This is a genomic window from Frischella sp. Ac48 (genome assembly GCF_019641635.1).
Classification (GTDB): domain Bacteria; phylum Pseudomonadota; class Gammaproteobacteria; order Enterobacterales; family Orbaceae; genus Frischella; species Frischella japonica.
The window spans coordinates 19,161-42,757 of sequence record NZ_JAETXP010000001.1 but is presented as its reverse complement, the minus strand read 5'-3'; the positions used below and the strand labels follow the sequence as shown (position 1 = coordinate 42,757).

The 23,597-nt window shown below is 33.2% G+C and carries 17 protein-coding genes; 10 read left to right on the top strand and 7 right to left on the bottom strand.

Annotated features, from left to right (window positions below):
• From surA to pcnB, 3 genes are all read right to left on the bottom strand, one after another.
• Nucleotides 1–1,299, bottom strand: coding sequence for a peptidylprolyl isomerase SurA (gene surA / locus JMI89_RS00160; RefSeq protein WP_187755519.1), 1,299 nt, complete (start codon nucleotides 1,297–1,299; stop codon nucleotides 1–3).
• Nucleotides 1,300–1,345: 46 nt separating this feature from the next.
• Nucleotides 1,346–3,733, bottom strand: a complete 2,388-nt coding sequence (gene lptD / locus JMI89_RS00155) for an LPS assembly protein LptD (protein ID WP_220679019.1) — start codon at nucleotides 3,731–3,733, stop codon at nucleotides 1,346–1,348.
• A 225-nt stretch (nucleotides 3,734–3,958) separates the two neighbouring features.
• Complete coding sequence (pcnB, locus tag JMI89_RS00150; protein WP_220679018.1) at nucleotides 3,959–5,476, bottom strand: polynucleotide adenylyltransferase PcnB; 1,518 nt, start codon at nucleotides 5,474–5,476, stop codon at nucleotides 3,959–3,961.
• A gap of 170 nt (nucleotides 5,477–5,646) precedes the next feature.
• On the opposite strand from pcnB, the gene serC reads away from it, so the two are divergent.
• Nucleotides 5,647–6,732: a 3-phosphoserine/phosphohydroxythreonine transaminase gene (gene serC / locus JMI89_RS00145; RefSeq protein WP_187755753.1), complete on the top strand. Its 1,086-nt coding sequence runs from the start codon at nucleotides 5,647–5,649 to the stop codon at nucleotides 6,730–6,732.
• Between the two features lie 261 nt (nucleotides 6,733–6,993).
• Here serC and JMI89_RS00140 read toward each other — a convergent pair whose 3' ends face one another.
• The 3 genes from JMI89_RS00140 to JMI89_RS00130 form a co-directional block, all read right to left on the bottom strand.
• A complete protein-coding gene (locus JMI89_RS00140) occupies nucleotides 6,994–7,392 on the bottom strand; it encodes a YchJ family protein (RefSeq protein WP_220679016.1) in 399 nt (132 codons plus the stop codon).
• Nucleotides 7,393–7,410: 18 nt separating this feature from the next.
• Nucleotides 7,411–8,316, bottom strand: a complete 906-nt coding sequence (locus JMI89_RS00135; protein WP_220679183.1) for a lysine exporter LysO family protein — start codon at nucleotides 8,314–8,316, stop codon at nucleotides 7,411–7,413.
• Between the two features lie 121 nt (nucleotides 8,317–8,437).
• Nucleotides 8,438–9,379 (bottom strand): VirK/YbjX family protein, encoded by a 942-nt coding sequence (locus JMI89_RS00130; protein ID WP_220679015.1) that lies wholly within the window; start codon nucleotides 9,377–9,379, stop codon nucleotides 8,438–8,440.
• 169 nt (nucleotides 9,380–9,548) lie between these two features.
• On the opposite strand from JMI89_RS00130, the gene clpS reads away from it, so the two are divergent.
• Genes clpS through JMI89_RS00115 form a run of 3 tightly spaced genes read left to right on the top strand, consistent with a single transcriptional unit; the run spans nucleotide 9,549 to nucleotide 13,295 of the window.
• A complete protein-coding gene (clpS, locus tag JMI89_RS00125) occupies nucleotides 9,549–9,854 on the top strand; it encodes an ATP-dependent Clp protease adapter ClpS (RefSeq protein WP_220679014.1) in 306 nt (101 codons plus the stop codon).
• A complete protein-coding gene (clpA, locus tag JMI89_RS00120; RefSeq protein ID WP_220679013.1) occupies nucleotides 9,851–12,157 on the top strand; it encodes an ATP-dependent Clp protease ATP-binding subunit ClpA in 2,307 nt (768 codons plus the stop codon). Before clpS ends, clpA begins: the two co-directional genes overlap by 4 nt.
• 28 nt (nucleotides 12,158–12,185) lie before the next feature.
• On the top strand, nucleotides 12,186–13,295 hold the full coding sequence (locus tag JMI89_RS00115) for a cupin domain-containing protein (RefSeq protein WP_220679012.1): 1,110 nt from the start codon (nucleotides 12,186–12,188) through the stop codon (nucleotides 13,293–13,295).
• A 479-nt stretch (nucleotides 13,296–13,774) separates the two neighbouring features.
• Here JMI89_RS00115 and JMI89_RS00110 read toward each other — a convergent pair whose 3' ends face one another.
• Nucleotides 13,775–14,689, bottom strand: a complete 915-nt coding sequence (locus JMI89_RS00110) for a DMT family transporter (protein WP_220679011.1) — start codon at nucleotides 14,687–14,689, stop codon at nucleotides 13,775–13,777.
• Nucleotides 14,690–15,292: 603 nt separating this feature from the next.
• Here JMI89_RS00110 and JMI89_RS00105 point away from each other — a divergent pair.
• From JMI89_RS00105 to JMI89_RS00080, 6 genes are all read left to right on the top strand, one after another.
• Nucleotides 15,293–16,606, top strand: a complete 1,314-nt coding sequence (locus JMI89_RS00105; protein ID WP_220679010.1) for a DUF2868 domain-containing protein — start codon at nucleotides 15,293–15,295, stop codon at nucleotides 16,604–16,606.
• A gap of 9 nt (nucleotides 16,607–16,615) precedes the next feature.
• Nucleotides 16,616–17,989: a GTPase/DUF3482 domain-containing protein gene (locus tag JMI89_RS00100; RefSeq protein ID WP_187755511.1), complete on the top strand. Its 1,374-nt coding sequence runs from the start codon at nucleotides 16,616–16,618 to the stop codon at nucleotides 17,987–17,989.
• Nucleotides 17,967–18,446, top strand: coding sequence for a C40 family peptidase (locus tag JMI89_RS00095; protein WP_220679009.1), 480 nt, complete (start codon nucleotides 17,967–17,969; stop codon nucleotides 18,444–18,446). The genes JMI89_RS00100 and JMI89_RS00095 overlap by 23 nt, the downstream gene beginning before the upstream one ends.
• Nucleotides 18,447–18,838: 392 nt before the next feature.
• Nucleotides 18,839–20,869 carry a DNA polymerase III subunit gamma/tau gene (dnaX, locus tag JMI89_RS00090; RefSeq protein ID WP_220679008.1) on the top strand — a complete coding sequence of 677 codons (2,031 nt, stop codon included), beginning with the start codon at nucleotides 18,839–18,841 and terminating at the stop codon, nucleotides 20,867–20,869.
• Nucleotides 20,870–21,209: 340 nt separating this feature from the next.
• Complete coding sequence (locus JMI89_RS00085) at nucleotides 21,210–22,208, top strand: hypothetical protein (protein WP_220679007.1); 999 nt, start codon at nucleotides 21,210–21,212, stop codon at nucleotides 22,206–22,208.
• A gap of 196 nt (nucleotides 22,209–22,404) precedes the next feature.
• Complete coding sequence (locus JMI89_RS00080) at nucleotides 22,405–23,406, top strand: hypothetical protein (RefSeq protein ID WP_220679006.1); 1,002 nt, start codon at nucleotides 22,405–22,407, stop codon at nucleotides 23,404–23,406.
• Nucleotides 23,407–23,597 lie beyond the last annotated feature (191 nt).

Here is a 23,597-nt window from a genome sequence, read left to right as displayed (position 1 = left end):
CTAATTATCATCACCCATAATTTTTATATAAGCATCCCCTTTAAGTTCTTGAATCCAAACTTGTAGCTCTTCACCAAATTTACGATTAAAAATTAAACGATAAGCTTGATCTTTTTTCGCATCTTCCGTTTTGTCAACATTACGACTATCCATTAATTGAATTAGATGCCAGCCATAACTTGATTTGACCGGTTGACTTATTTCACCTTTACTTAATCTTAATAAAGCTGCTCTAAAATTACTATCAAAATTATTAGGATTGTTCCAGCCTAATTCTCCACCGTTATCAGCTGAACCAGGATCTTCCGAGTAAAGTTTAGCAGCAGAAGCAAAAGAGGTTGAGCCATTTACTATAGATTGTCGAATTTCCTGAATTTTATTTTTTGCTATTTCATCTGTCACTAATACATTGGTTTTGATCAGAATATGACGTGCATTTACTTCTTTGATCGTGATGATTTTAGGTGCCTCAGAATGATTTCCTTCGACTTTCAAAATATGAAATCCAACACCTGATCGGATCGGTCCAATGATATCATTTTTTTGCGCACGAACTAAACGTTCTTCAAAAATAGAAGGCAACTCATTGAGCTTATGCCAACCCATTTTTCCACCTTCTAATGCTTTTTCATCATTTGAATATGTAGCAGCGAGTTTAGCAAAACTTTCCCCTTTTTTCAGACGATCAACAATATTTTGTGCTTTTGTGTTTGCATCTTCAATCTGTTTTTTGCTTGGGCTTTCTGGTAAAGCAATTAAAATATGGCTAATATTAACTTCACGATTTTTATTCGGCTGTTTAGCTATTTCATTGGCCAAATTATTGACTTCCCGATCGCTTATCATGATACGTTGCTTAATAATATTCATACGAGCCTGCTCGATAAGTAACTCTTTTGATATTTTATGGCGATAGCTATTGTAACTCATGCCAACACTTGCTAAATAACCACGCAAATCATTAATAGTCATATTATTTTTTTGGGCAATAGATTTAATGGCTTCCGTTATATCATCTTCACTAATTTTAATATTCAATTTTGCAGCTTGTTGCAAAATGAGATTTTCATTAATTAGGCGTTCTATGATTTGGTGTCTTAGCGCTTTATCATCTGGCAAATTTTGGGGATCTGTACTTGCCTTTACATTTTGTAACATTTCATCAATGTCACTTTGTAAAATGACATTGTTATTCACAATAGCCGCAACGCCATCGACCACCTTTGGTGCGGCCTGAATATTCGCAGCGCAAAATAAGATTAAAAAAGATGTAAAATAAAATTTAATTTTAGTAATCATGGTCAACCATTTATTCATTTATATGTTAATTTGACAATATTATTTGTTATTTAGTTCCATAATTTTCGTCAAATGCAGTTTTATAAGGCAATAAACCAAAGTCTAACATTTTAGCAATAGTATTACTATTTTGGTTAAAACCTCTTAATTCGAAGTTTATTGAAAATTTGTTTTCATATTTACTCGCTCTTGAAACGCTGTTCCAATCAACGATTTTTCGTCCATATTGTAAACTTACTCCCCAACAACAATCTTCATAATGTATACCGATGAAATCATCAGCAATTTGTTTATTGTCAATATCATAGAAAAGCGAACCCACCGCATTGATATTATCGGTCAATGGCCACGATGTCATAATTCCAAATTGCGAAATATTTTGTTTATAAGGTATATTACCTTTATCTACTTCTATGTTGTCAATATATTTTTTATTAGCATAACGATAAGAGAATTGTGCCATTTTGTTTTCACTGACACGATATTCAAAAATGGCATTGGCCAAAGAAATTTTATCGATTCGTGTGTCATATTGAATCCCACTTCTGAAAACCATATTATTATCAATACGCCAAAAATTATCCGTTGCCCAGGTCAATGTACCAGTATCTTTATCGATTGGTGAACGATAATCGCCTGTTTTGGAACGGGTAAAATAATAGATTTGCCCAACGGATAAATTGAATTTTTCAACCTGATCATCATCATATATACGCGTGGTAATACCTGTAGCTATTTTATTGGCTGATGGGATACGATCGAGTCCGCTATAAGGCTGTTCTCTAAATAAACCAATATAATCGGATTGTAATAGGGATGAATCGTATTTATCAATACGTGATTGATTGCGATATGGAATATAAAGGTATTTTACTCTAGGTTCTAATGTTTGCGTGTATCCAGTAAATGTATTAATATTGCGTTCAAAAATCATTTTTCCATCAATACTAAATTTTGGTAGAAACCGATTAATACTTTCTTTCAAATAATTTTTACTCGTATTTGATTTAGGAACATTTTGATCATAGTGGGTAGCTAAAAAGCCAACTTCAGTATTAAGTGATGCCCAAGAAGACATCAACGCATAGTTTAATCCTGGTTCAATATGAAAGCGCCAAGTTTTTGGATTATCTTTTCCAGAAGTCACAAAGTGTGATACCTGCGAAAAGGTCTTAAAATTAAAGTTGCCGATATCATCATAGTAATTGATATTTAATTGAGGTTCTGGGCGATATAGTTGATGCTTTAAATTATCATATAATGCTTGAAAATATTTATAATTCAAATCAATATCCCAATTTTCATCAGCATAGCCAATGGTATAACTTTGTGTGAGATAACCATCTGTTTCTGCTGCATATTTTGAACCTAAATCAGTAATATATTGGTTATCACTTACCCGAGTAGAATTCACTGTTAGTCGCCAATTATCGTTAATCTGTTCTTCATTTTTCCAATGAAATAACCATCGGTAATTATTATTACTATAGCCAGCTTCATTGCTATGACGTCGACCTTTTCTGTCCTTGCTATATTGATCGTCATATTGCAACCAGTCAAATGCAACAGTACCTAAACCAATTGCGTTAAGATAGCGCCCTTCAGATTGTAGTTGAATACCTCGTTTTTGAATAATTCTAGGTGTAAATGTCGCATCATAATTTGGTGCGATATTCCAATAAATGGGTAAAGAGAAATCAATTCCACTAATGCTATCATAAGAAAAATTCGGCATAAGTAAACCCGAACGGCGTATGCTCCCAGTAGGGAGTTGTAAATATGGTGTATATAATACAGGCACATTGGCTATTCGAAAAACTGCATCCCATACTTCTAGAAGTTGTTCATCATTATCATGAATAATTTTTGAACCCTCGATATTCCAGGTTTTATTTTCTATTGGACAAGAGGTAAAACTCCCATCTTTAATAACCAAATAGCGGTTATTTGTAAATTGCATCTTTTTTGCTGAACCACGTCCAAGCCTGCCAACCAAATGATATTGTGAATTATCGATTTCAATTTCTTTATTAACTAGATTCATGGACGCTTTTTCGGCATGCAGTTCAACCATATCGTCTTGATAAATAATATTACCATTTAAAAAAATATCACGATTTTGATTCTGTGATTGAATTAAGGTCATCTGGTCAGAATTGATTTGCCGATTACCTTGGGTCACTATAACATTGCCGGTGTAAATAGCTTTACTTGGTAATTCAGCTTTGAAATTATCGGAAATAACATTAATTGGTTGTTCATTAATATCTTTCTGAGGAGAAGGTCGATTATTGAGCGGTACATTAACAAGACATCGTTGATTATTCTGAGGTTGAAATTGCTTAAGTATTTTATTATCTTTAGCATAATTGTTTGGAGAATAAAGAGATATACAAACAGTGACTGCAATAAAAGTAGGAGTGAGTTTTTTCATTAGTATTTCTGTAAGCAATAATCACGAATTAATATTTATCGCAATATTATATCGATAATTTACAAAAGTGCTAACTAATAAGCGATAAAAACAGCAAAGATTTTCATTTTCAGCTGAATTAAATTACTAATAATCAAAACACATACTTAATAACAACTTTTGTAATTGACGTCACCAAGACCCCTTCAGGGATTTATACCAAAGTAAAATAAGTTTAGGATAATCTTAATCAGATTTCTTTAACTCATTTCTTGAACGATTGGTTTTTGTCCGAGTACGATTTCTATTTGTTTTTTTTGCGTAAATTTTCGGATTATTGTGTGATACCTGTTTTATTAATGTTAAACGTTGTTCATGACCAGCTTGCTGATATTCATCCCACCACTTGGCTAATGTCAATAATTCACCATTTTCAATAGAAGCGCGTAGCTCTAATAAATCATAGGCTGCTCGGAATTTAGCATGCTCGAAAATGGCATTAACTCGTTTAGGACTTCGTTTATTAAAGCGTAATTGTAAACGCCAAATGTCACACATGGTAGCCGTAAGTTTTTTGGGAATGGCAATTGCCGAGCACTGCTTAGTTAAAATATCATTCATAGCTAAGTCAAATGCATCATGATAGTTTAGACCACTTTCCATGATCAGATTTTGTGTATGTTCGGCTAATGGATACCACAGCATTACAGCAAATAGAAAAGCGGGATTAACACGTTTGTGATTAGCAATACGATAATCGGTATTTTTTAACACTTGCTCAATGATTCGCTCTAAATGACTAGCACCGGCTTTATGACTGCTTGTTTCACGGTCAAATAAATGCGCTAGTGTCGGAAATAATAAAGGAAAAAGCTGATATTTTCTCAATAGTTGATAAGTTGCATAACCTTGTCCAGATTGTAGAAGTTTGAGGGATTCATCAAATAATCGAGCGCCAGGGATATTTTTTAACAATGGTGCGAGTTTTGGAATCGGTGCAGCAGTTTGAGAATCAATTTTCATCGCCAATTTTGCAGCGAAACGTACTGCACGTAACATTCTAACAGGGTCTTCACGATAACGAGTTTCTGGATCGCCAATTAAACGAATAATACCATTTCTTAAATCTTCAATACCATGGCAATAATCACGAATAGTAAAGTCTTTTACGTTATAATATAAACCATTAATTGTGAAATCACGGCGCATTGCATCTTGTTCAATAGTGCCATACACGTTATCTCGCAATAGCATACCAGATTGTGAACGCTTCGACCTATTAGCATCTAATTTGATGGATTGGTTTTCTGTAATCTCAACATTTGTATTGTTATGTTCACCTCGAAATGTTGCTACTTCAATAATTTCTTTGCCAAACATAATATGCGCTAAACGAAAACGACGTCCCACCAAACGACAATTGCGAAATGCTTTTTGTACTTGTTCTGGTGTTGCATTGGTTGTAATGTCGAAATCCTTTGGTATTTTGCCTAATAAAAGATCGCGAACGCAGCCACCGACTAAATAAGCTTGATATCCTTGTTTATTTAAACGATATAAAACTTTTAAGGCATTTTCACTTACCGCCTGACGAGAAATATTATGTTTATTACGAGGAATAAATTCGCATAGTGGAATTGAATGCGTAACCGTATTGGAATCTGATAATGATTCAATACTTGATTCAGTTTTATGAGTTGATTGGGGTTGAAAAAACTTATGATAAACTCGAGTGACTAACTTAAAAATATGACACCTCAACATGATGACATGGTCAAAAACAAAATTACGAGTAATTATAACCTAAGCTTACCAATTATCAAAAATTAATTAAATTATCTTATCTTTAAGGATTAATCGATTTGTTCGCATTGCCTTTACTAAATTCTGTAATAGAATAAACAACATTTACGATAAATGAAGAGCATTGAATGATGAAAAAAACGATTAATTTTAGTGCCGGTCCGGCAATTTTACCGCATGATGTTTTAAAACAAGCACAATCTGAATTATTAAATTGGCATCAAACAGGGTGCTCAGTAATGGAACTAAGTCATCGTGGCAAAGATTTTGAACAGTGTGCATTAGAAGCTACCCAAGATTTACGGGAGCTATTAAATATACCTGAAAATTATCATATTTTATTTTTGCAAGGTGGTGCCCGATCTCAATTTGCTGGCGTACCTTTAAATATTTTGTCAAATCATACTTCCGCCGATTATATTATAAGTGGCTATTGGAGCAAATGTGCTGCCGATGAAGCAGAAAAGTATTGTCAAGTTAACCGTATTAACGTCAAGACAGTGCATGAAGAAAAAATTGGAATAAAATCTTTCAATCAATGGCAATTGACTTCAGATTCTGCTTATGTTCATTACTGTCCGAATGAAACGATTGAGGGATTGGCGATTTTTGATGATCCACAATTTAACGATAGAATTATCGTTGCTGATTTCTCATCTTGTATTTTGTCAAAACCGATTGATGTTACACGTTATGGTATTATTTACGCAGGGGCACAAAAAAATATTGGTCCATCTGGGGTAACTATCGTAATTGTACGAGAAGATTTATTGGGTAAAGCAAAACGAGAATTACCGTCAGTATTGGATTATACGATTCAAACTAAACATGATTCAATGTTTAATACACCGCCAACTTTTGCCTGGTATATGTCAGGGTTAGTATTTAAGTGGCTTAAGCAATTAGGTGGCTTAACAATAATGGAACAACGTAATCGTTCAAAAGCACAAATGTTATATCAGTATATCGATCAATCTGATTTTTATAGTAATAATATTGCTACCGAAAATCGTTCGATTATGAATGTTCCCTTTGTTTGTGCACATGAAGAATTTGATACCATGTTTGTCGCTGAAGCTGCTCAACATGGAATTATTGGTGTTAAAGGACACCGTATTGTAGGTGGGATCAGAGCATCTATCTACAATGCAATGGATTTGGATGGTGTTCAATGTTTAATTGAATTTATGAAGGAATTTGAAAGAGTAAAAGGATAAAAGTTTAACTATTATTACATTACCTGATATATCCAATTGATAAAGTGAATTTTAAAAGATAATGCCGGCATTTGGCATTATCTTAAGGTTGGAAGATACTTAAAAATCACCAAAAATGTATCGTGATTTTTGAAAAATGCTTAATAAGCGTAAATTAATAAACAATATATTTTTGACATACTCAATTATTTATCGATTTAAAACATTTAAAATAACCAAAATCATGGGATTTCAAAGATAATAAAAAAGATTTTCGTTAAATTAAACGTTAAAAATACCATCAATGTAAAACCAATGATCGCCTTGTTTGATGAAATGACTGGTTTCATGCATTCTTTCAGCTTTGCCATTTTTATTACGATAACGAGCAGTAAATTCAACATAGGCTTCATTCGTTTCCTTTCCTGCCCAACTTTTATGAATAACTAAATCAATCCACTTAGCATCACTGATCTCTTCGGCTAATTTACTTGGTAATGTTTTGGGATGCCACGTTTTTATTAAATAATCTGCTTGACGTAATGCATAAGCACTATAACGTGAACGCATAAGTATTTCTGCATTAGGGGCATTTTTTCGCCATAAATGATAGGGTTGACAACAATTTTTATAAAGTTGCCCAGAACAACATGGGCATAAATCCATATTTTTTTTATTCATAATGCAATTTACAATGTCCTAAAAATAATAATTAAGTAATGTCATTAATATTGGCATAATCAACGTCAATAGAAAGCCTTGTACAATTGCTGGCGGCACCATCATAATACCACCTCCTTTTTGTAACATGGGCAAAGTAAAATCCATTGATGTTGCTCCACAAATGCCTAATGCTGTGAGTTTATAACGTCGAATTAGACTCGGTATCAACATAATAGCGCACAATTCTCGCAGAATATCACTAAGAAAAGTGATACTTCCAACAACAGCGCCTTGTGCCTCGGTCATTAAAATGCCCGAAAGTGAGTACCAACCAAATCCGGCGGACATTGCCATGGAAGTATTGACCGGCAATTTGAGCAAATAAGCCGCAAGCCAACCACCAAGTAATGTCGATAAAATTACGATGAGCGTTGTAGTTATTCCCACTTGATTTATCACGATTTGTTTTACCGTAATGTTATTACTACGTAATTGAATACCGACCAATATTAAAAGAATCACCAGAATAACTTCACTAAAAATTTGATTATATTGCCATATAGCTAAAGGTAAAAGGCCACAAACAAAGCCTATTATTAAAGCAAAAAAAATAGTTAATGATTCTAAAATCATCTTCCATCGTGCTGGAAGCTCACGGTGATTAGCTTGATTTCGCCATGGATAAATATGATCTAAAATTAATAGAAATATTACATTAAAACCAAAACTGCAGATGAATAATATAATTGTTGATGAAAGGATGGTTTGTAAATTATTCAATAAATCATTTAATTGTGCCAGTCCACTCCCCATTAAAAATAATATAGCATAGACTAAATAACTTAATGATTTATTTACTCGTGCAATCCAAACGGCATTTTTCAATTTAATTGAATAACCGATAAAAAGCGGAACGAGTGCAATTAAAATACCAAACCACATGTCTTTATTCATCCTAATTATACTAATGATTATCATGTTATCACATAATAATGCATTCAAAACCTTTATTAAAAGTTACTAAATCTGAATTTTGACCATTTCATTCGATAGTTATTGCTGATTATAGCAAAGCTGACATTCGCTGATGAATTGATTCATGTAATTCATCTAGTAAAGCATAACGACTACGATACATAGACCGTTTTTTACTTGCAATTTCTTCAATAGCTTTTCGGTGAATGGTATTGGGTAAAATATACAAACCTTGTGAATTTTGTTTACCGCCTATTGTTTGCCATATTTCATCGTAATCAGAATGGACACGATTAAAACGTTTTCGATAACGCCAATTATTATAGACATGAGTATTTTTACTGACTGCAACAATTTGTTTTAAACCAAAAACGTCAGCAAGTGTGAGAGCTGCATCAACAATTAAACGCTTTGGAAACAAACCATAGCAATCTTTAGTAGCTTGTTGAATCGCAGATTTGGCATCATCACGGTCAGGACCCTGTAAACCTGCAATAAATAATGATGATTTTTGACCATATTGCATTATAGTAAAGGTTAATGTAGCTAAATCAACATTATTTTCATCAAACAGATAGAGTGTAATTTCGCCTTCGCGAGCATATTTATTTTTTGCCTGAATCATTACGCGAATTTTGTGAGCATTTTTGGTAAACAAATCAGCTAACAAAAAAGGTGGATGATTGTAAAATGCTTGAGTAAGCTTTTCACTATGCGCAGAAAAAAAATTGTAATGATATACAAGAGCTTGAAAACAGGCTTTTTTGCTCAGGCAAGAAGATAAATAAGGGCGTAAAAGCTTACATGGTAAATTAGATTGTCGCGAAAAAAAATAACCCATTAGCGGATATCTGGCTAGGTGACTGAGCCATTTAAAGGTTATTGGACTGACAAAAAGGGCACGTAACGCGAATTTATAACGAAATGCTCTACTTTCCCAAAGCGAATTAAGATTAAGTTTACCGGTGGTTAACCATCTAAATAATACTAAAGTGTTTTCTGGCGCAATAATGTTACGAATATCATTCATGGGATTTATTTACAACTGATCAAAAACTAGTCAATAGTCTAAAGTTTAAAAAATTAATAGGTTACGTGAGTGATTGGTATGACAATAACTTCTTGACGTAAATTAAGTATTAATCATAACTAAAAATAGGTATTATAACTGATAATGAACAATAAGTAGAGTGTTAATTATGAGCGTAAGGCAAAGTATTCAAAATCTGAGTCTAAAAAGTTTGGCTCCACCCAATAAATATTGTGTCATTTTACATAATGATGATTACACCACGATGGAATTTGTCGTTGAAGTGTTAATTCGATACTTTAACTTTGAAGAAAATGAGGCAACACAAATTATGCTTGCCATTCATAAAAAAGGGCAAGCGATTTGTGGTATTTATACGGCAGAAATTGCTGAAACTAAAGTGTACCAAGTAAATCATTATGCTCGCCAACACCGGTTTCCGTTAAAATGTACTATGGAGCAGATACCGTCATGATTAGTAAGCCATTACAATCGGTAATTAATGATGCATTTACAAAAGCACAAAATTTAAGATATGAATATCTTACTGTTGAACAACTTTTACTATCATTACTTAAAGATGAATCAATCATCCAAATTTTCAATAACCTAAACATTGATATGGATCATCTCATTAATGAGATTAATTGGTATATTGAAGAAAATGCGACATTTTTATCAAATATTGGACTTAACCAACAAACCGAACCAACACTGGCATTTCATCGTGTTATTGAAAATGCAATTATTCAGGTTCAATCAGCGGGGAAAAGTGAAGTTACTTGCAGTGATTTGTTAGTTGCTATTCTTGGTGAAGAAGATTCTCAAATCGTATATTTATTAACTTGTATGGGATTAGATTGGTTAACATTAACCCAATATTTATCTGAATTACATTACGGTAGCTCAAGCAGTAAAGATTTTGGGTTGGAGTCTGACTCATCGTTTTATAATAAGGCACATCAATATTTCTTTGAATCGCATCATAATAAAGAAAGCGATAAAGAATTAAATCAAGATCCACTTTTACTCTATACCACAAATCTCAATCAATTAGCAGAAGAGGGTCAAATTGATCCAATAATTGGTCGTGAACGAGATATTGAACGGGTGATGCAAGTTCTCTGCCGACGACGTAAAAATAATCCAATTTTGGTGGGCGAAGCTGGAGTAGGGAAAACAGCGATTGCTGAAGGGTTAGCTTGGTTAATTGAACAAAACAAGGTACCTAAAGTACTCAAAAAGGCGACAATCTATTCCTTTAATATTTCAGCTTTGATTGCTGGTACCACTTATCGAGGAGATTTTGAAAAACGTTTTCAGCAATTGATTCAAGCGTTAGAATCGCAACCAAATTGTATTTTATTTATTGATGAAATTCATGTCATTATTGGGGCCGGTGCGACAGGAGAAAGTAAGCTTGATACAGCGAGTTTATTTAAACCATTGTTAGCATCTGGTAAAATTCGTGTTTTTGGATCAACCACTTACCAGGAATATAATCGCGTCTTTGAAAAAGACCGTGCATTAGCACGACGTTTCCAAAAAATTGATATAACTGAACCGTCCATTGCTGATACTGTGAAAATATTGATGGGATTAAAATCACGATATGAACAATTTCATCATATAACCTACACGCCGGAAGCACTGAAAAGCGCAGTTGAGTTATCTGTTAAATATTTACCTGATCGATTTTTACCGGATAAAGCGATAGATCTTATTGACGAAGCTGGAGCACAAAATCGCTTACTTACAGCTAAAAAACAGAAAAAAATCATCGATACTGTCGATATTGAGAAAATTATTGCTCAAATGGCTCGTATTCCCGAAACAACCGTATCTACTTCCGATAAAACCAAATTACAAAACTTATCGGACGATTTAAAATCGGTAGTGTTTGGACAAGATAAAGCAATAAATGTATTAAGTGATGCCATAACACTAAATCGAGCTGGATTAGGTCGCGATCATAAGCCGATTGGATCTTTTTTATTTGCTGGACCAACTGGAGTAGGGAAAACCGAAGTTACGTTACAACTCGCCAAAATGCTTGGTATTGAGCTTTTGCGCTTTGATATGTCGGAATATAAAGAATCGCACACAGTTAGCCGTTTAATTGGTTCACCACCTGGATATGTTGGTTTTGAACAGGGTGGATTGCTAACAGATCAAGTATTAAAACATCCTTATGCTGTATTACTTCTCGATGAAATTGAAAAGGCACATCCCGATATTTATAACTTGTTATTGCAAATTATGGACAATGGGACATTAACAGACAGTAATGGACGAAAAGCTGATTTTCGAAATATTATCATTGTCATGACAACGAATGCTGGTGTACAAGAGTCCATCAAAACGTCGATTGGTTTTTCACAGCAAGATAATAGTCATAATGCGATGTTAGAAATTAAGCGTGTATTTAGTCCTGAATTTCGCAATCGTTTAGATAATATTATTTGGTTTGAACATTTATCTAAACCAATTATGTTACAAATAGTAGATAAGTTAATAACAGAATTAAAAGACCAATTAAAAGATAAAAACGTTTCATTAAGCCTGACTAAAGAGGTAAATAACTATTTAGCTAATTGTGGATACGACAAAACCATGGGGGCCAGACCAATGGGCCGCATTATTCAAGAGCAGATTAAAAAACCATTGGCACAGCAAATCTTGTTTGGAGAACTGCAGCATGGTGGTAATGTGAAAATTAGTTTAATAAATAATAAACTAAATTTTATTTATCGGGCTAAAGTGGTTGCTTCTAAATAAATCAAAAAGATAAATTATAGGATGTAAAATGAAAAATCAATTAACCATAAATTGGCAGCATTTCTTGACAACTTATTGGCAAAAAAAACCAGTAGTGATACGGCAAGGAATAGCAAATTTCAGTGATCCTATCACACCAGATGAGTTAGCTGGTTTAGCGTTAGAAGAAGACATTGAAAGTCGCATTGTTACTAACAAAGATGGTAAATGGGATGCGCAATATGGGCCATTTGAAAGTTATGATCATTTAGGGGAAAGCCACTGGACGCTTTTAGTTCAAGCTGTTGATCACTGGCATGAATCTGCTGCAACACTGATAGAACCTTTTCGCGTATTACCACATTGGCAGTTTGATGATTTGATGATCTCTTATGCAACTGCACAAGCTGGGGTTGGGCCGCATATTGATAATTATGATGTATTTATAATACAAGGTATGGGAAAACGCCGTTGGATGGTAGGTGACAAAAATCCTAATTATCTCGAATTTTGTGCCCATCCGGCATTATTACATGTTGAGGAATATCAACCGATAATTGATGAAGAATTGAATCCAGGTGACATCCTCTATATTCCAGTGGGTTTTCCACATAATGGTATCAGTTTGACAGAATCCTTAAGTTATTCAGTGGGTTTCAAAACACCAAGTTCACAAGAGATGTTAAGTAGCTTTGCTGATTACGTATTAGATACTGTAAATAAACAGATTTATTACCAAGATCCTGATTTAAAATTATCACAGGCACCTTATCAAATACAAAACTATGAAATTGAGATGCTTAAATCACAGCTATGCCAATTGATAAATAATCAAGAATTGTTTATTGATTGGTTTGGTAAGCATATTACACAACCAATGCATGAACTGGATATCATTCCACTCGATCCACCCTACACATTTGAAGAACTACAGCAAGAAATCAATGATGGTTCGCAATTACACCGAGTTCCGAGCATCCGAATATTTAAAATCGGAAAGCAAGGGTTTATACATAGCCAACGAATTGCTCTGAACGAGCAGTATATTGATTTATTATGTCAGAAAGAAATACTAACTGAAAAAGATTTTAATGATCCTACGTTGTTAAATGGCATGTTAGATTTGATTAATCAAGGATTTTGGTATTTTTCCGATTAAAGTTTTAGCTAGATTTTAACAACTTAAATCAATGGCTGAGGTTGATTATACCGTGGTAACTTTCCACTTTTGTCTGGGGTTACCATACGGTTGATGAACTAGTTCATATAAAAAGACCAGCTTGCCAATCTTTTATCTGATAAAGTGTTTTTTGCATTTCATATTACTGATGTTTAGTTTGTAAAATAAAACATATTTAACTGTTAATGTTTGTTGGCAGATTAGTCGTTCAAAAGAAGCCTTAATTAACGGTATAGCGCTATTAGTTATCACTGTCTCATAGACAATTAAATAAAATCGAGATGCTCAATATCAATTGCTTTCTCGTTTCATGGAGAGGGTTGAGGTTTTAGTTAAATAGTATTTTTTAATATTTTTTTGCCGTATTTGAACTATGTACCAAGACAAAACCGCATGATAGTAATAAGAAAGATTTTTATTAATTTCTTTTTAATATCATGTGGTTTTTTATCTAAACTTTATGCATTTTCTTTTTTAAAAAAATCAATAGGTAATTTAGTTATTGCAAAACCACACAACATGATAATAGTACAGATAATAAAATTAGTCGAAATGATTTTATTATCATAAATAGATGAAATGAAAATCGCAACAACGGGAAAAATTATGAAAATAAATGATAGTATAACTGGACTCATTCGCTTGAGTAAAAAGAAATAGGCTATAAAGCCACCTACTGATGCGAAAATACCTAGATAAATTAATGCTAACCAACTATTTAAAGATATATTTTGGAAATGATTATCTTCAAAATAAAAACTTAAAAGACATAGCATAATGCCAGCGACGCCAATTGGAAGTGTATTGAAGGTAAAAACATTTATGCCTTCACCAGCTTTTTTCGAATAAACATATAAGAAACCATGCATTAATGCCGCTAAAAGGATAGAGATAACCCCCAAAAAATCGGTATACGAATTAACCAACCCTTCTGATATCAAAATATAGATCAAGCAAAGAAAACCGACTGAGATACCTATTAACTGATTTATAAAAATTTTGTCTTTGAGAATTATTTTAGCAAAAAGAATAGAAAAAATAGGCATGGTACTAAATAGGAGAGATGTTAAACCAGATGATACATATTGTTCACCAAAACTTATCAAATAGTAAGGTATCGTGAAATAAAATATCGTTAATAATATGAAAAAGTGCCCTGTTTTTTTGGGAAATAATATTGGTGATTTTGCGAAAATCGTGATTAAAATTAAAAAAGGAAAGGCAATCACAAAACGTAAACCGGCAGCTAGAAGCGGGTTAACCGTTTCAACCGCAATTTTTATACCAATCCATGTGGTTCCCCATGTCAAACATACAATGATGAATAATAAAAAAATAACAAATTTACTATTAAAAAAATTTTTTTTGTTCATGCGATTTTATTTGATTATGTATTAAACAACATGCTAGATACTATAATACCGAATATATTAGTTTGTAAATCTGTGGATATTTTAAAATATTATTATTGAAATATTGATTAATAAAAATGCGATATAATTAAAATGTAAATTGAATTTATTTTAAACATTTAGCTATGAAATTTAATTTATCTTTAGACATTATCTAAATCACTTACGCTGCGATCGATATTTATCTTAATTGAAATAATTACATTGCTTTGTAAATGATTTAAACTTATCAAATTATATATAATTGGATTAACAACTGAGTAGAAGAGATAAGGTTTATCTATATCATTGAGGAGAAAATCAATAATGTTTCAAAGGTATGATCTTTCTGGATCGTAATAACTATCTAATTATAATCATTTTGTGTAGTGTTTAAATATTAATAAATAGCGTTTAAATGTAGAATAAATTTATTAAAATTGAATATTAAAGCAATAAAAAACAATAGATTATAAAATTACCCAAAAACAATGTTTTCTACTCCTGATAAAAACAAAACCTGCACAGTTAAAAAAATAATGTGTATAATAAATAAAACTGTAACCAGTATCACATTAATTTTTTATGAATCAATATCTTAAATCGCTTTGGTTAACTGAAACCATCCGTTTAATTGAAAAGGATAACGGTCGTTTTCAAGATGATGATGCTAACCGACAGGCAAGAGCGATGGATGGTAATTTAGCTCAGCGAATCATCCAACGCGCTCAGACGATTAGTATACAATATGGGGTTAAATTAGCCCAGATTAGATGGTTGCGCGCAGCTTATACCTCGTTGTTTTTATTGGTTTTATTGGCTTTTTTTAGTGGTGCTGGTATAGCATTTAGTGCCTTAGCGACCAATCCTGTTAATCTGTATTGGGCTTTAGTGTGTTTGTTAGGTTTTCATTTTTTAATGTTAACAATCTGGCTATTATCATGGATTATCTTACCGAGTGAAAGTGGAAGTTTCTTTGTCTATATTTGGTCTTGGTTAACGCAAAAATTCACTAAAAAGAATACAGTAACTCAATTATTGCCGGCATTGATATCTTTGTTTGGTGGACAAATTCGTTGGTTAATTGGTATGGTGGTTAATTTGCTATGGTCAGTACTTTTGATTATGGCATTATTTATACTTATCGCCTTACTCTCAACCAAACACTATAGCTTTGAATGGCAAACGACATTGTTAACTACGGATACTGTAGTTAAAATAACCTATTTGTTAGGAGAAATTCCCTCATGGCTTGGGTTTTCGATACCCGACGATGCGATCATACGTACCAGCGATCAGGCAATTGCCGCAGCAGAGGCGAGATCTGCCTGGGCAATATGGTTATTAGGCGTTTTTATTGTTTATGGCGTACTCGTTCGTTTTGGATTACTCATCTTTTGTTGGATAAAATGGCGAGTGGCTTGCCGAAGCATAATGCTAGATATTCAACTTCCCGAATATCAGTTATTGTTGCCCGATTTAGAGTCTTATATAAGTAAAACGATAATTGATAAAGAAATTGTTTATGCGAATAACCAGCCCACTAAAATCGACAACATTCCAATTCAAGGTCAACAGAATGTTTTAGTGGCTATCGAAATTGCGGAAAGTTGGTCGATACCAAATAATACCAATTTTTTAGGTTTTATGAATACTAATGAACAACAAAAACAGGTTTTAGAGCATTTACAACGTTATCCAGCAGAAAAATTATTGATCGCAATTGATACCGATCGCTCTCCTGAACGAGGCATTACACATTTAATAAAATCTTTACAGGGTAAATCACATCATTGTCGTATTTGGTTAATCAATCAGGGGCGTCAATTTCACAATTGGCTTGACTGTATACAGTCACTACAACTTGAACAAGCTAATCCTACTTGGTTAAATAATTAGGTGAGAATGATGTTAAATGAACTTAATTTAGCCATTGTAGGTCATACTAATGTTGGGAAAACCTCTCTGTTACGTACTTTAACGCAAGATAGTGAACTAGGTAAGGTCTCCGATAAGCCAGGAACTACTAGACATGTTGAGGCAATCAAATTTTCGCTCAATCAAGGAAAAAAAATTGTCTTTTATGACACTCCAGGACTGGAAGATAGTATTGCGCTATTTGATTATATATCACGTTTAAATCGTGATAACCCGAAGCAAGACGGTATAGATAAATTACAGCAATTTTTAGCGAGTCCCGAAGCAAAATATCAATTTGAACAAGAAGCCAAAGTTATTCGCCAATTATTAAATAGCCAAGCCGCAATTTATGTGATCGATGTCAGAGAACCAATATTGGCGAAATATCATGATGAATTAGCGGTTTTGACCTACAGTGATAAACCGATTTTAGCAGTATTGAATTTTACAGCGAGTGATTCACCTTATGAAGAAGGCTGGAAGCAGCTATTGTCAAGGGTTGGTGTTCATATTACGGTACGTTTCGATGCAGTATTTCCTTCCCTTGAAGGTGAGGAACGTTTATATAGTGGATTATCATTATTACTAGAATCGGCTAATGTCGTATTAAGTTTATGGCAGGAACGTATTAATCAACAACGTCTAACACGGCAACAGACTGCTAAATTGATTATCGCCGAAGCATTGATCGATGTGGCAGCTTATAGTGAAAAAGCAAAAGATGATATTACTTCGATTGCAAAAATTATGCAGAATAAAGTACGTCAACGAGAACATAAAGCCATTAACGATTTACTCAAATTGTATCGTTTTAATATAGCATACGAAACCAACGAAAATCTCCCCTTAGTGGAAGGGCGTTTTTCTAACGATTTGTTTAATTTGGAAGCAATTAAATTAGTTGGAATTTCCGTTGGTAAAGGAATGATTTCAGGTGCCACAATTGGTGCTAGTTTTGATTTAGCTTTAGGGGGCATTACATTGGGGTCGGCCGCTTTAATTGGCGCGACCGTTGGTGGATTGGCGCAAGCAATTAAACATTATGGTTCAAAAATTAAAAATCATTTTGCAGGTTATACTAAAATGAGTATTGATGATGCGGTGATTTGTTATTTATCGATACGTTTAATGCAATTAAATGCCAGCTTAGCAACACGTGCACATGCCGATAAGCGACCAATTGTATTAGAAAAATTGAATGAATCGGCTTGGAAGAAAGGGAAATTACCTCGATCTTTACAAGTTAGCCGAATCCATCAAGAGTGGTCGAGCTTAAATAAAAAGATCAAAATCGGCAGTTATAGTGAACAACGACAAGAGGTAATTGATAATGTGGCCAATGAATTGCAATCGGTTAATTAATTTACGTAATCTACTATTTTTTTTAGTTATCTGTTTGACGGCATGTAGTTCCGAATCTAGTTTATATGCTGACAATCAATCACATCCACAAATTATAAAAAAGATCGAATCATTTTATCAGGTATGGAAAAAAACGCCTTATCGCTATGGGGGCAATAATTCAAAAGGGATCGATTGTTCAGGCTTGACAAAGACATTTTATCATCAGAAATTAGGTAAAGTGTTACCACGAGTTACTAAAGAACAGATAATAGAGGGTAAAGCGGTGAAGCAATTATCTGCAGGTGATTTAGTCTTTTTTAAAAGTGGCCGTGGTACAACAGGATTACATGTCGGTATATATTATAAAAACGGCTTATTTTTGCATGCGTCAACTAAAAATGGGGTACAATACTCAAATCTAAACGATCATTATTGGCGTAATCACTACTTGAGCGCTCGACGTATTGTGGATTGATTAGTTATGGTGTAAATCAATTGATTGATCATCTAACTATTATAATACATTGTAGTATACAGGCTATACTAATTAATTTTAGCCACTTATAATGTCAGGCATTTTGAATAATACTTTTATCATTTATGCCAACTTCATTGTAAGTTGTCTATCTCTTGGCAACATTTTCATTATCTATTATCCCATCGTTTAGGCTGTGCTATTATGATGCTGTGTTTAGCTATGTTGTTAGCGGTTTATTACAAAAAATAATTAATTAAGCGATAATCGTTAACCTAAAATGGTCACAAAACTATGCTATGATAGTACACGCATAATAATCATGAACAATATTTATTTAGCTAACCGTTCTTAATAACGGTGATAAACATTATAAGGTTTTTTTATCAATTATGAGTTATCAAGTATTAGCCAGAAAATGGCGACCGAAATTGTTTAGTGAAGTCGTCGGGCAAGAGCAGGTATTAACGATTTTGTCTAATGCATTATCATTAGGGCGAATTCACCATGCTTATCTTTTTTCCGGTACGCGTGGAGTAGGTAAAACGACGATAGCTCGCTTATTTGCTAAAGGCTTAAATTGTGAATCAGGTGTCACAGCCACGCCATGTGGTGTTTGTGATAATTGTCTCAGCATTGAACAGGGTCGATTTGTTGATCTGTTAGAAATTGATGCCGCATCACGTACCAAGGTAGAAGATACGCGAGAAATAATTGATAATATTCAATATTTACCGACAAAAGGTCGTTTTAAAGTCTATTTGATTGATGAAGTGCATATGTTATCGCGTAGTAGTTTTAATGCATTACTTAAAACACTTGAGGAACCACCAGAACATGTTAAGTTTTTGTTGGCAACTACCGATCCACAAAAATTACCTGTAACGATTTTATCCCGTTGTTTACACTTACATTTGAATGTATTAGATGCAACATTGATTAAAAATCAATTAGCGAAAATTTTGCATATTGAGCAAATAAATCACGAAGAAAAAGCATTACAATTATTAGCTAAAGCTGCAAATGGTAGTATGCGTGATGCATTAAGTTTAACTGACCAAGCGATTGCCTTAGGTAATGGTCAAGTAGAAACATCTGCTGTAATGATGATGCTTGGCACATTAGATCAAACCCTACCGTTTGCACTAGTCGAAGCGCTTTATCATGCCGATGGAAGTGGATTAATGCAACACCTCGAAACTGCTGCTAAACAAGGTGTTGAGTGGGATAATTTATTAGTAGAAACAATAGCATTATTACAACAAATTGCATTTTTACAGATTGTACCAACCGCTTTAGGTGATTATGCTGACGCTGAACAACGTATCCGCTATTTAGCCCAGGCTATGCCTCCAAACGATGTCCAACTGTTTTATCAAATTTTGATAAATGGACGTAAAGAACTTGATTATGCACCTGATAAAAAGATGGCTGTCGCAATGAGTTTTTTAAGAGCTCTGGCGTTTATGCCAAAATATTTTGCATCAGCCGGTGCGGATATGACTCAGGCTAAAATCATTGATAACACGCCATCTCCCGAACCAGCAGCGATTCATACCAATTCCAGTAGTAATGATAAATATGTGGTTAATCCAGCCACTAAGTTTCGACAAGATGACAGTGTTGTTGCTGCAGAACCATCATCAACTAGACCAGAAACAGGAATTACAGATAGTGAGAACATATCAGATATTACTAAATCGATTTTGTCAGCTAGACAACAATTAATTGATGGTGAAAAAACCTTAAAAAAGTCTAAACAGGTTGAACCTGTACAATCGATTATGCCAAAAGATAAAATCGAACAAATTAACACAAAATTAAGTTTACCAACGATAGACGTCGCTAAAGAGAATGGTGAAACAACCTCATTTGATAGTATAACAAATGAGGCTGAAACTGCTGAAACCTATCAGTGGCAGTTTAGTGAGCATTTTACCGCTAATGTAGATAATAAATTAGATGCTAAGTCGATTCGTTCAGCTTTTGAACATGAAAAAACGCCTGAGCTGGTTGAAAAACTCATCCAAGAAGCAATAAAGATTGATGCTTGGAGTGCTGAAATAGAGAGGTTAGCTTTACCACCTTTAATTAAACAAATTGCAATTAATGCTTTTTTAGAACACATTGATGAGCAACATATAATATTACATGTGCGATCAGCATATGCTCATTTAGTAAAAAATCCAGCCAATGTAAGGCGATTAAGTGAAGCATTAGCAAGTTATCGTCAGCAAATCGTCAATATTGATGTTGTGATTGATGATGACAATACACATTCAACTCCTGCAGAAGTACGTGAAGTCATCTTTCAGGATAAATGTACCCAAGCTAGAAAGGCGGTCAATTCGGACAGTAAAGTCGCTTTGCTATGTCAATTTTTTGAAGCAAAAATTGATGATGAAAGTATTCGCCCTTTATAATATAATTCGTAGGAATAAAATTTGCGCAGTTATTGATTAAGCAATCGTAAAATATAAAGTAGTGACGCTCTATCTAGCGGATTTAATAAAGTAAGCGCATTAAATGAAGGTATACATGTAGAAAGCCAGAATGTGGGTATACCATGTTAAAAGTTAGCGTGAATGGCGTAGCGCATTGTCGGTGTATTACATACAAATCATTTATAACCTGCCCGATGATGGTGATGGTAAAAATTTAATAAAGGGCTACTTGTTATCCAGCAAATAAATAATGCGTCGTATAAATGACGCTGAGAAAACACCACAACTTATCGATTGAATACTATTTTAGGAAGGGAATATGAACTATCGTTTACCATTATTGTTTTCAAGTATCTGCTTTATTATATTGTGGGTTGTAGAATCATTGTTACTAATGAATTTTTTTCCTACTATACCAGATATTTCTCAATATATTTTTTTAGGAATACAACAAATAACGTTTTTTTTCTTTTTTCTGTTATTGAGTTGTATCTTTTTTAATAATCAAAAATTGTATTTGTTAACCACTAAAAATTATCAGCAAACAATTGTATTAGCGATTGTTTTTTCAGTTATTTTCTGTCTAACTAAATTTTTAATCTATGAATTTTTGCTAGAGATAATTTCACCAATGTTATGGGAGTATATGCCCAAATTAAGTTCCGAGTTAGATATTAATGCTTATAAAACATTAGCTATTTTGGTAGATTTTTTCGTCATGCCCCAACTATATACTATTACATGGATTTTACCTATTAGTGGATTAATTCTTTATGGCTTAACATTATTAAATAAGAGGTATTTTGACATACCGGCAATTGCAAATAGCCAACCGTTTCAGTCGCAACAAATTGTTAATCAAAATACAGCTAATCCAAAAATAGGGAAAGCATTGCCAAAATTGTATGGGATGATTTTTAGTGCATTATTTTGTGCAGTAACGCATGGTATAACTTGGTATTTATATGGAACTTGTTTTTTTTATATACCTGAAGTAGAAATTTATTTTGCAGAATATATCAATATAAACATATTGTCGGGTTTAGTGATTATACTAGCAGATTTTACTCTATTATATATCACAACACAGAATTCAGTTAAACGTATTTATCAATGGCTCCCAACAGGTAGTTTATTAAGTGCTGGTGCGTTTACTATAGTAGTCTTTATTTTGTTAAATACTATTATCTTGATTGTTTTATCAATATTTATAGCTATATCACACTCACTTTCTTCATTTATGTGTTGGTTTATCGTCTTACGGTATATTGCGCTCTATTTGATAAGTCGTTTTTTCCTTAAACGCTCTTTTGGTTAACTTGTTGAAAATTTTATTTTTACTGTTTTATGACAATTCGCCCATAACCAAAGACGTTAACATTATTTGAATGCCGGTAAGCTACCGGCTAATGTACAATAATTGCTAGCGCAGTTAATCATACAGGTTGTTATTTCGATGACACAAAAAGAAAAATGGCATAACTTAGCCATGGGATACAATTTAGGAAGGGAATATGAACTACCGTTTACCATTATTATTTTCAATTGTTTGTTTTATTTTATTATGGGTGATAACTATATTACAATTCAAATTTTTAACCATTTTACCGTTAGAGACAATTATTGATAGCATTCTTGATTCAGGAATACGACTGCTAACGTTTTTTTTCTTTTTTCTGTTATTGAGTTGTATCTTTTTCAATCAGCAAAAGTTGTATTTGTTAACCACTAAAAACTATCAGCTCACAATCATATTAGCGATTGTTTTTTCGGTTATTTTCTGTCTGACTGAATTTTTACTCCGTGAATTTTCGCTAAAAATAATTTCATCAACGTTATGGGACTCTATGTTCAATTCAAGTTCCGAGTTAGATTTTAGTACTTATGACCCCAGAGTTATGCTACTGGTTTTTTCCACCATACCCCAACTATTTAATATTGCTTGCATTTTACCTATTAGTGGATTAATTCTTTATGGCTTAGCGTTATTAAATAAGGGTTACTTTGATATACCGATATTTGAAAATAGCCAACCGTTTCAGTCGCAACAGATTGTTAATCAAAATACAGCTAATCCCAAAATAGGGAAAGCATTGCCAAAATTGTATGGGATGATATTTAGTGCATTATTTTGTGTAGTAACGCACGGTATAATTTGGTATTTTTATAGAACTTTTTTTTATATATTTGGAGTAACAATTCATTTTGCAGAATATATCAATATAATCCTACTGTCGGGTTTAGTGACTACACTAGCAGATTTTACTCTATTATATATCACAACGCAGAATTCAGTTAAACGTATTTATCAATGGCTCCCAACAAGTAGTTTATTAAGTGCTAGTGCATTTACTATAGTGGGCTATGTTTTAATCAATATTATTATCTTGATTGTTTTATCAATAATTCTGGCTATATCACACTCACTTTCTTCATTTCTGTGTTGTTTTATCGTCTTACGGTATATTGCGCTCTATTTAATAAGTCGTTTTTTCCTTAAACGCTCTTTTGGTTAACTTGTTGAAAATTTTATTTTTACTGTTTTATGACAGTTCGCCCATAACCAAAGACGTTAACATTATTTGAATGCCGGTAAGCTACCGGCTATTGTACAATAATTGCTAGCGCAGTTAATCATACAGGTTGTTATTTCGATGACACAAAAAGAAAAACACCACAACTTATCGATTGAATACTATTTTAGGAA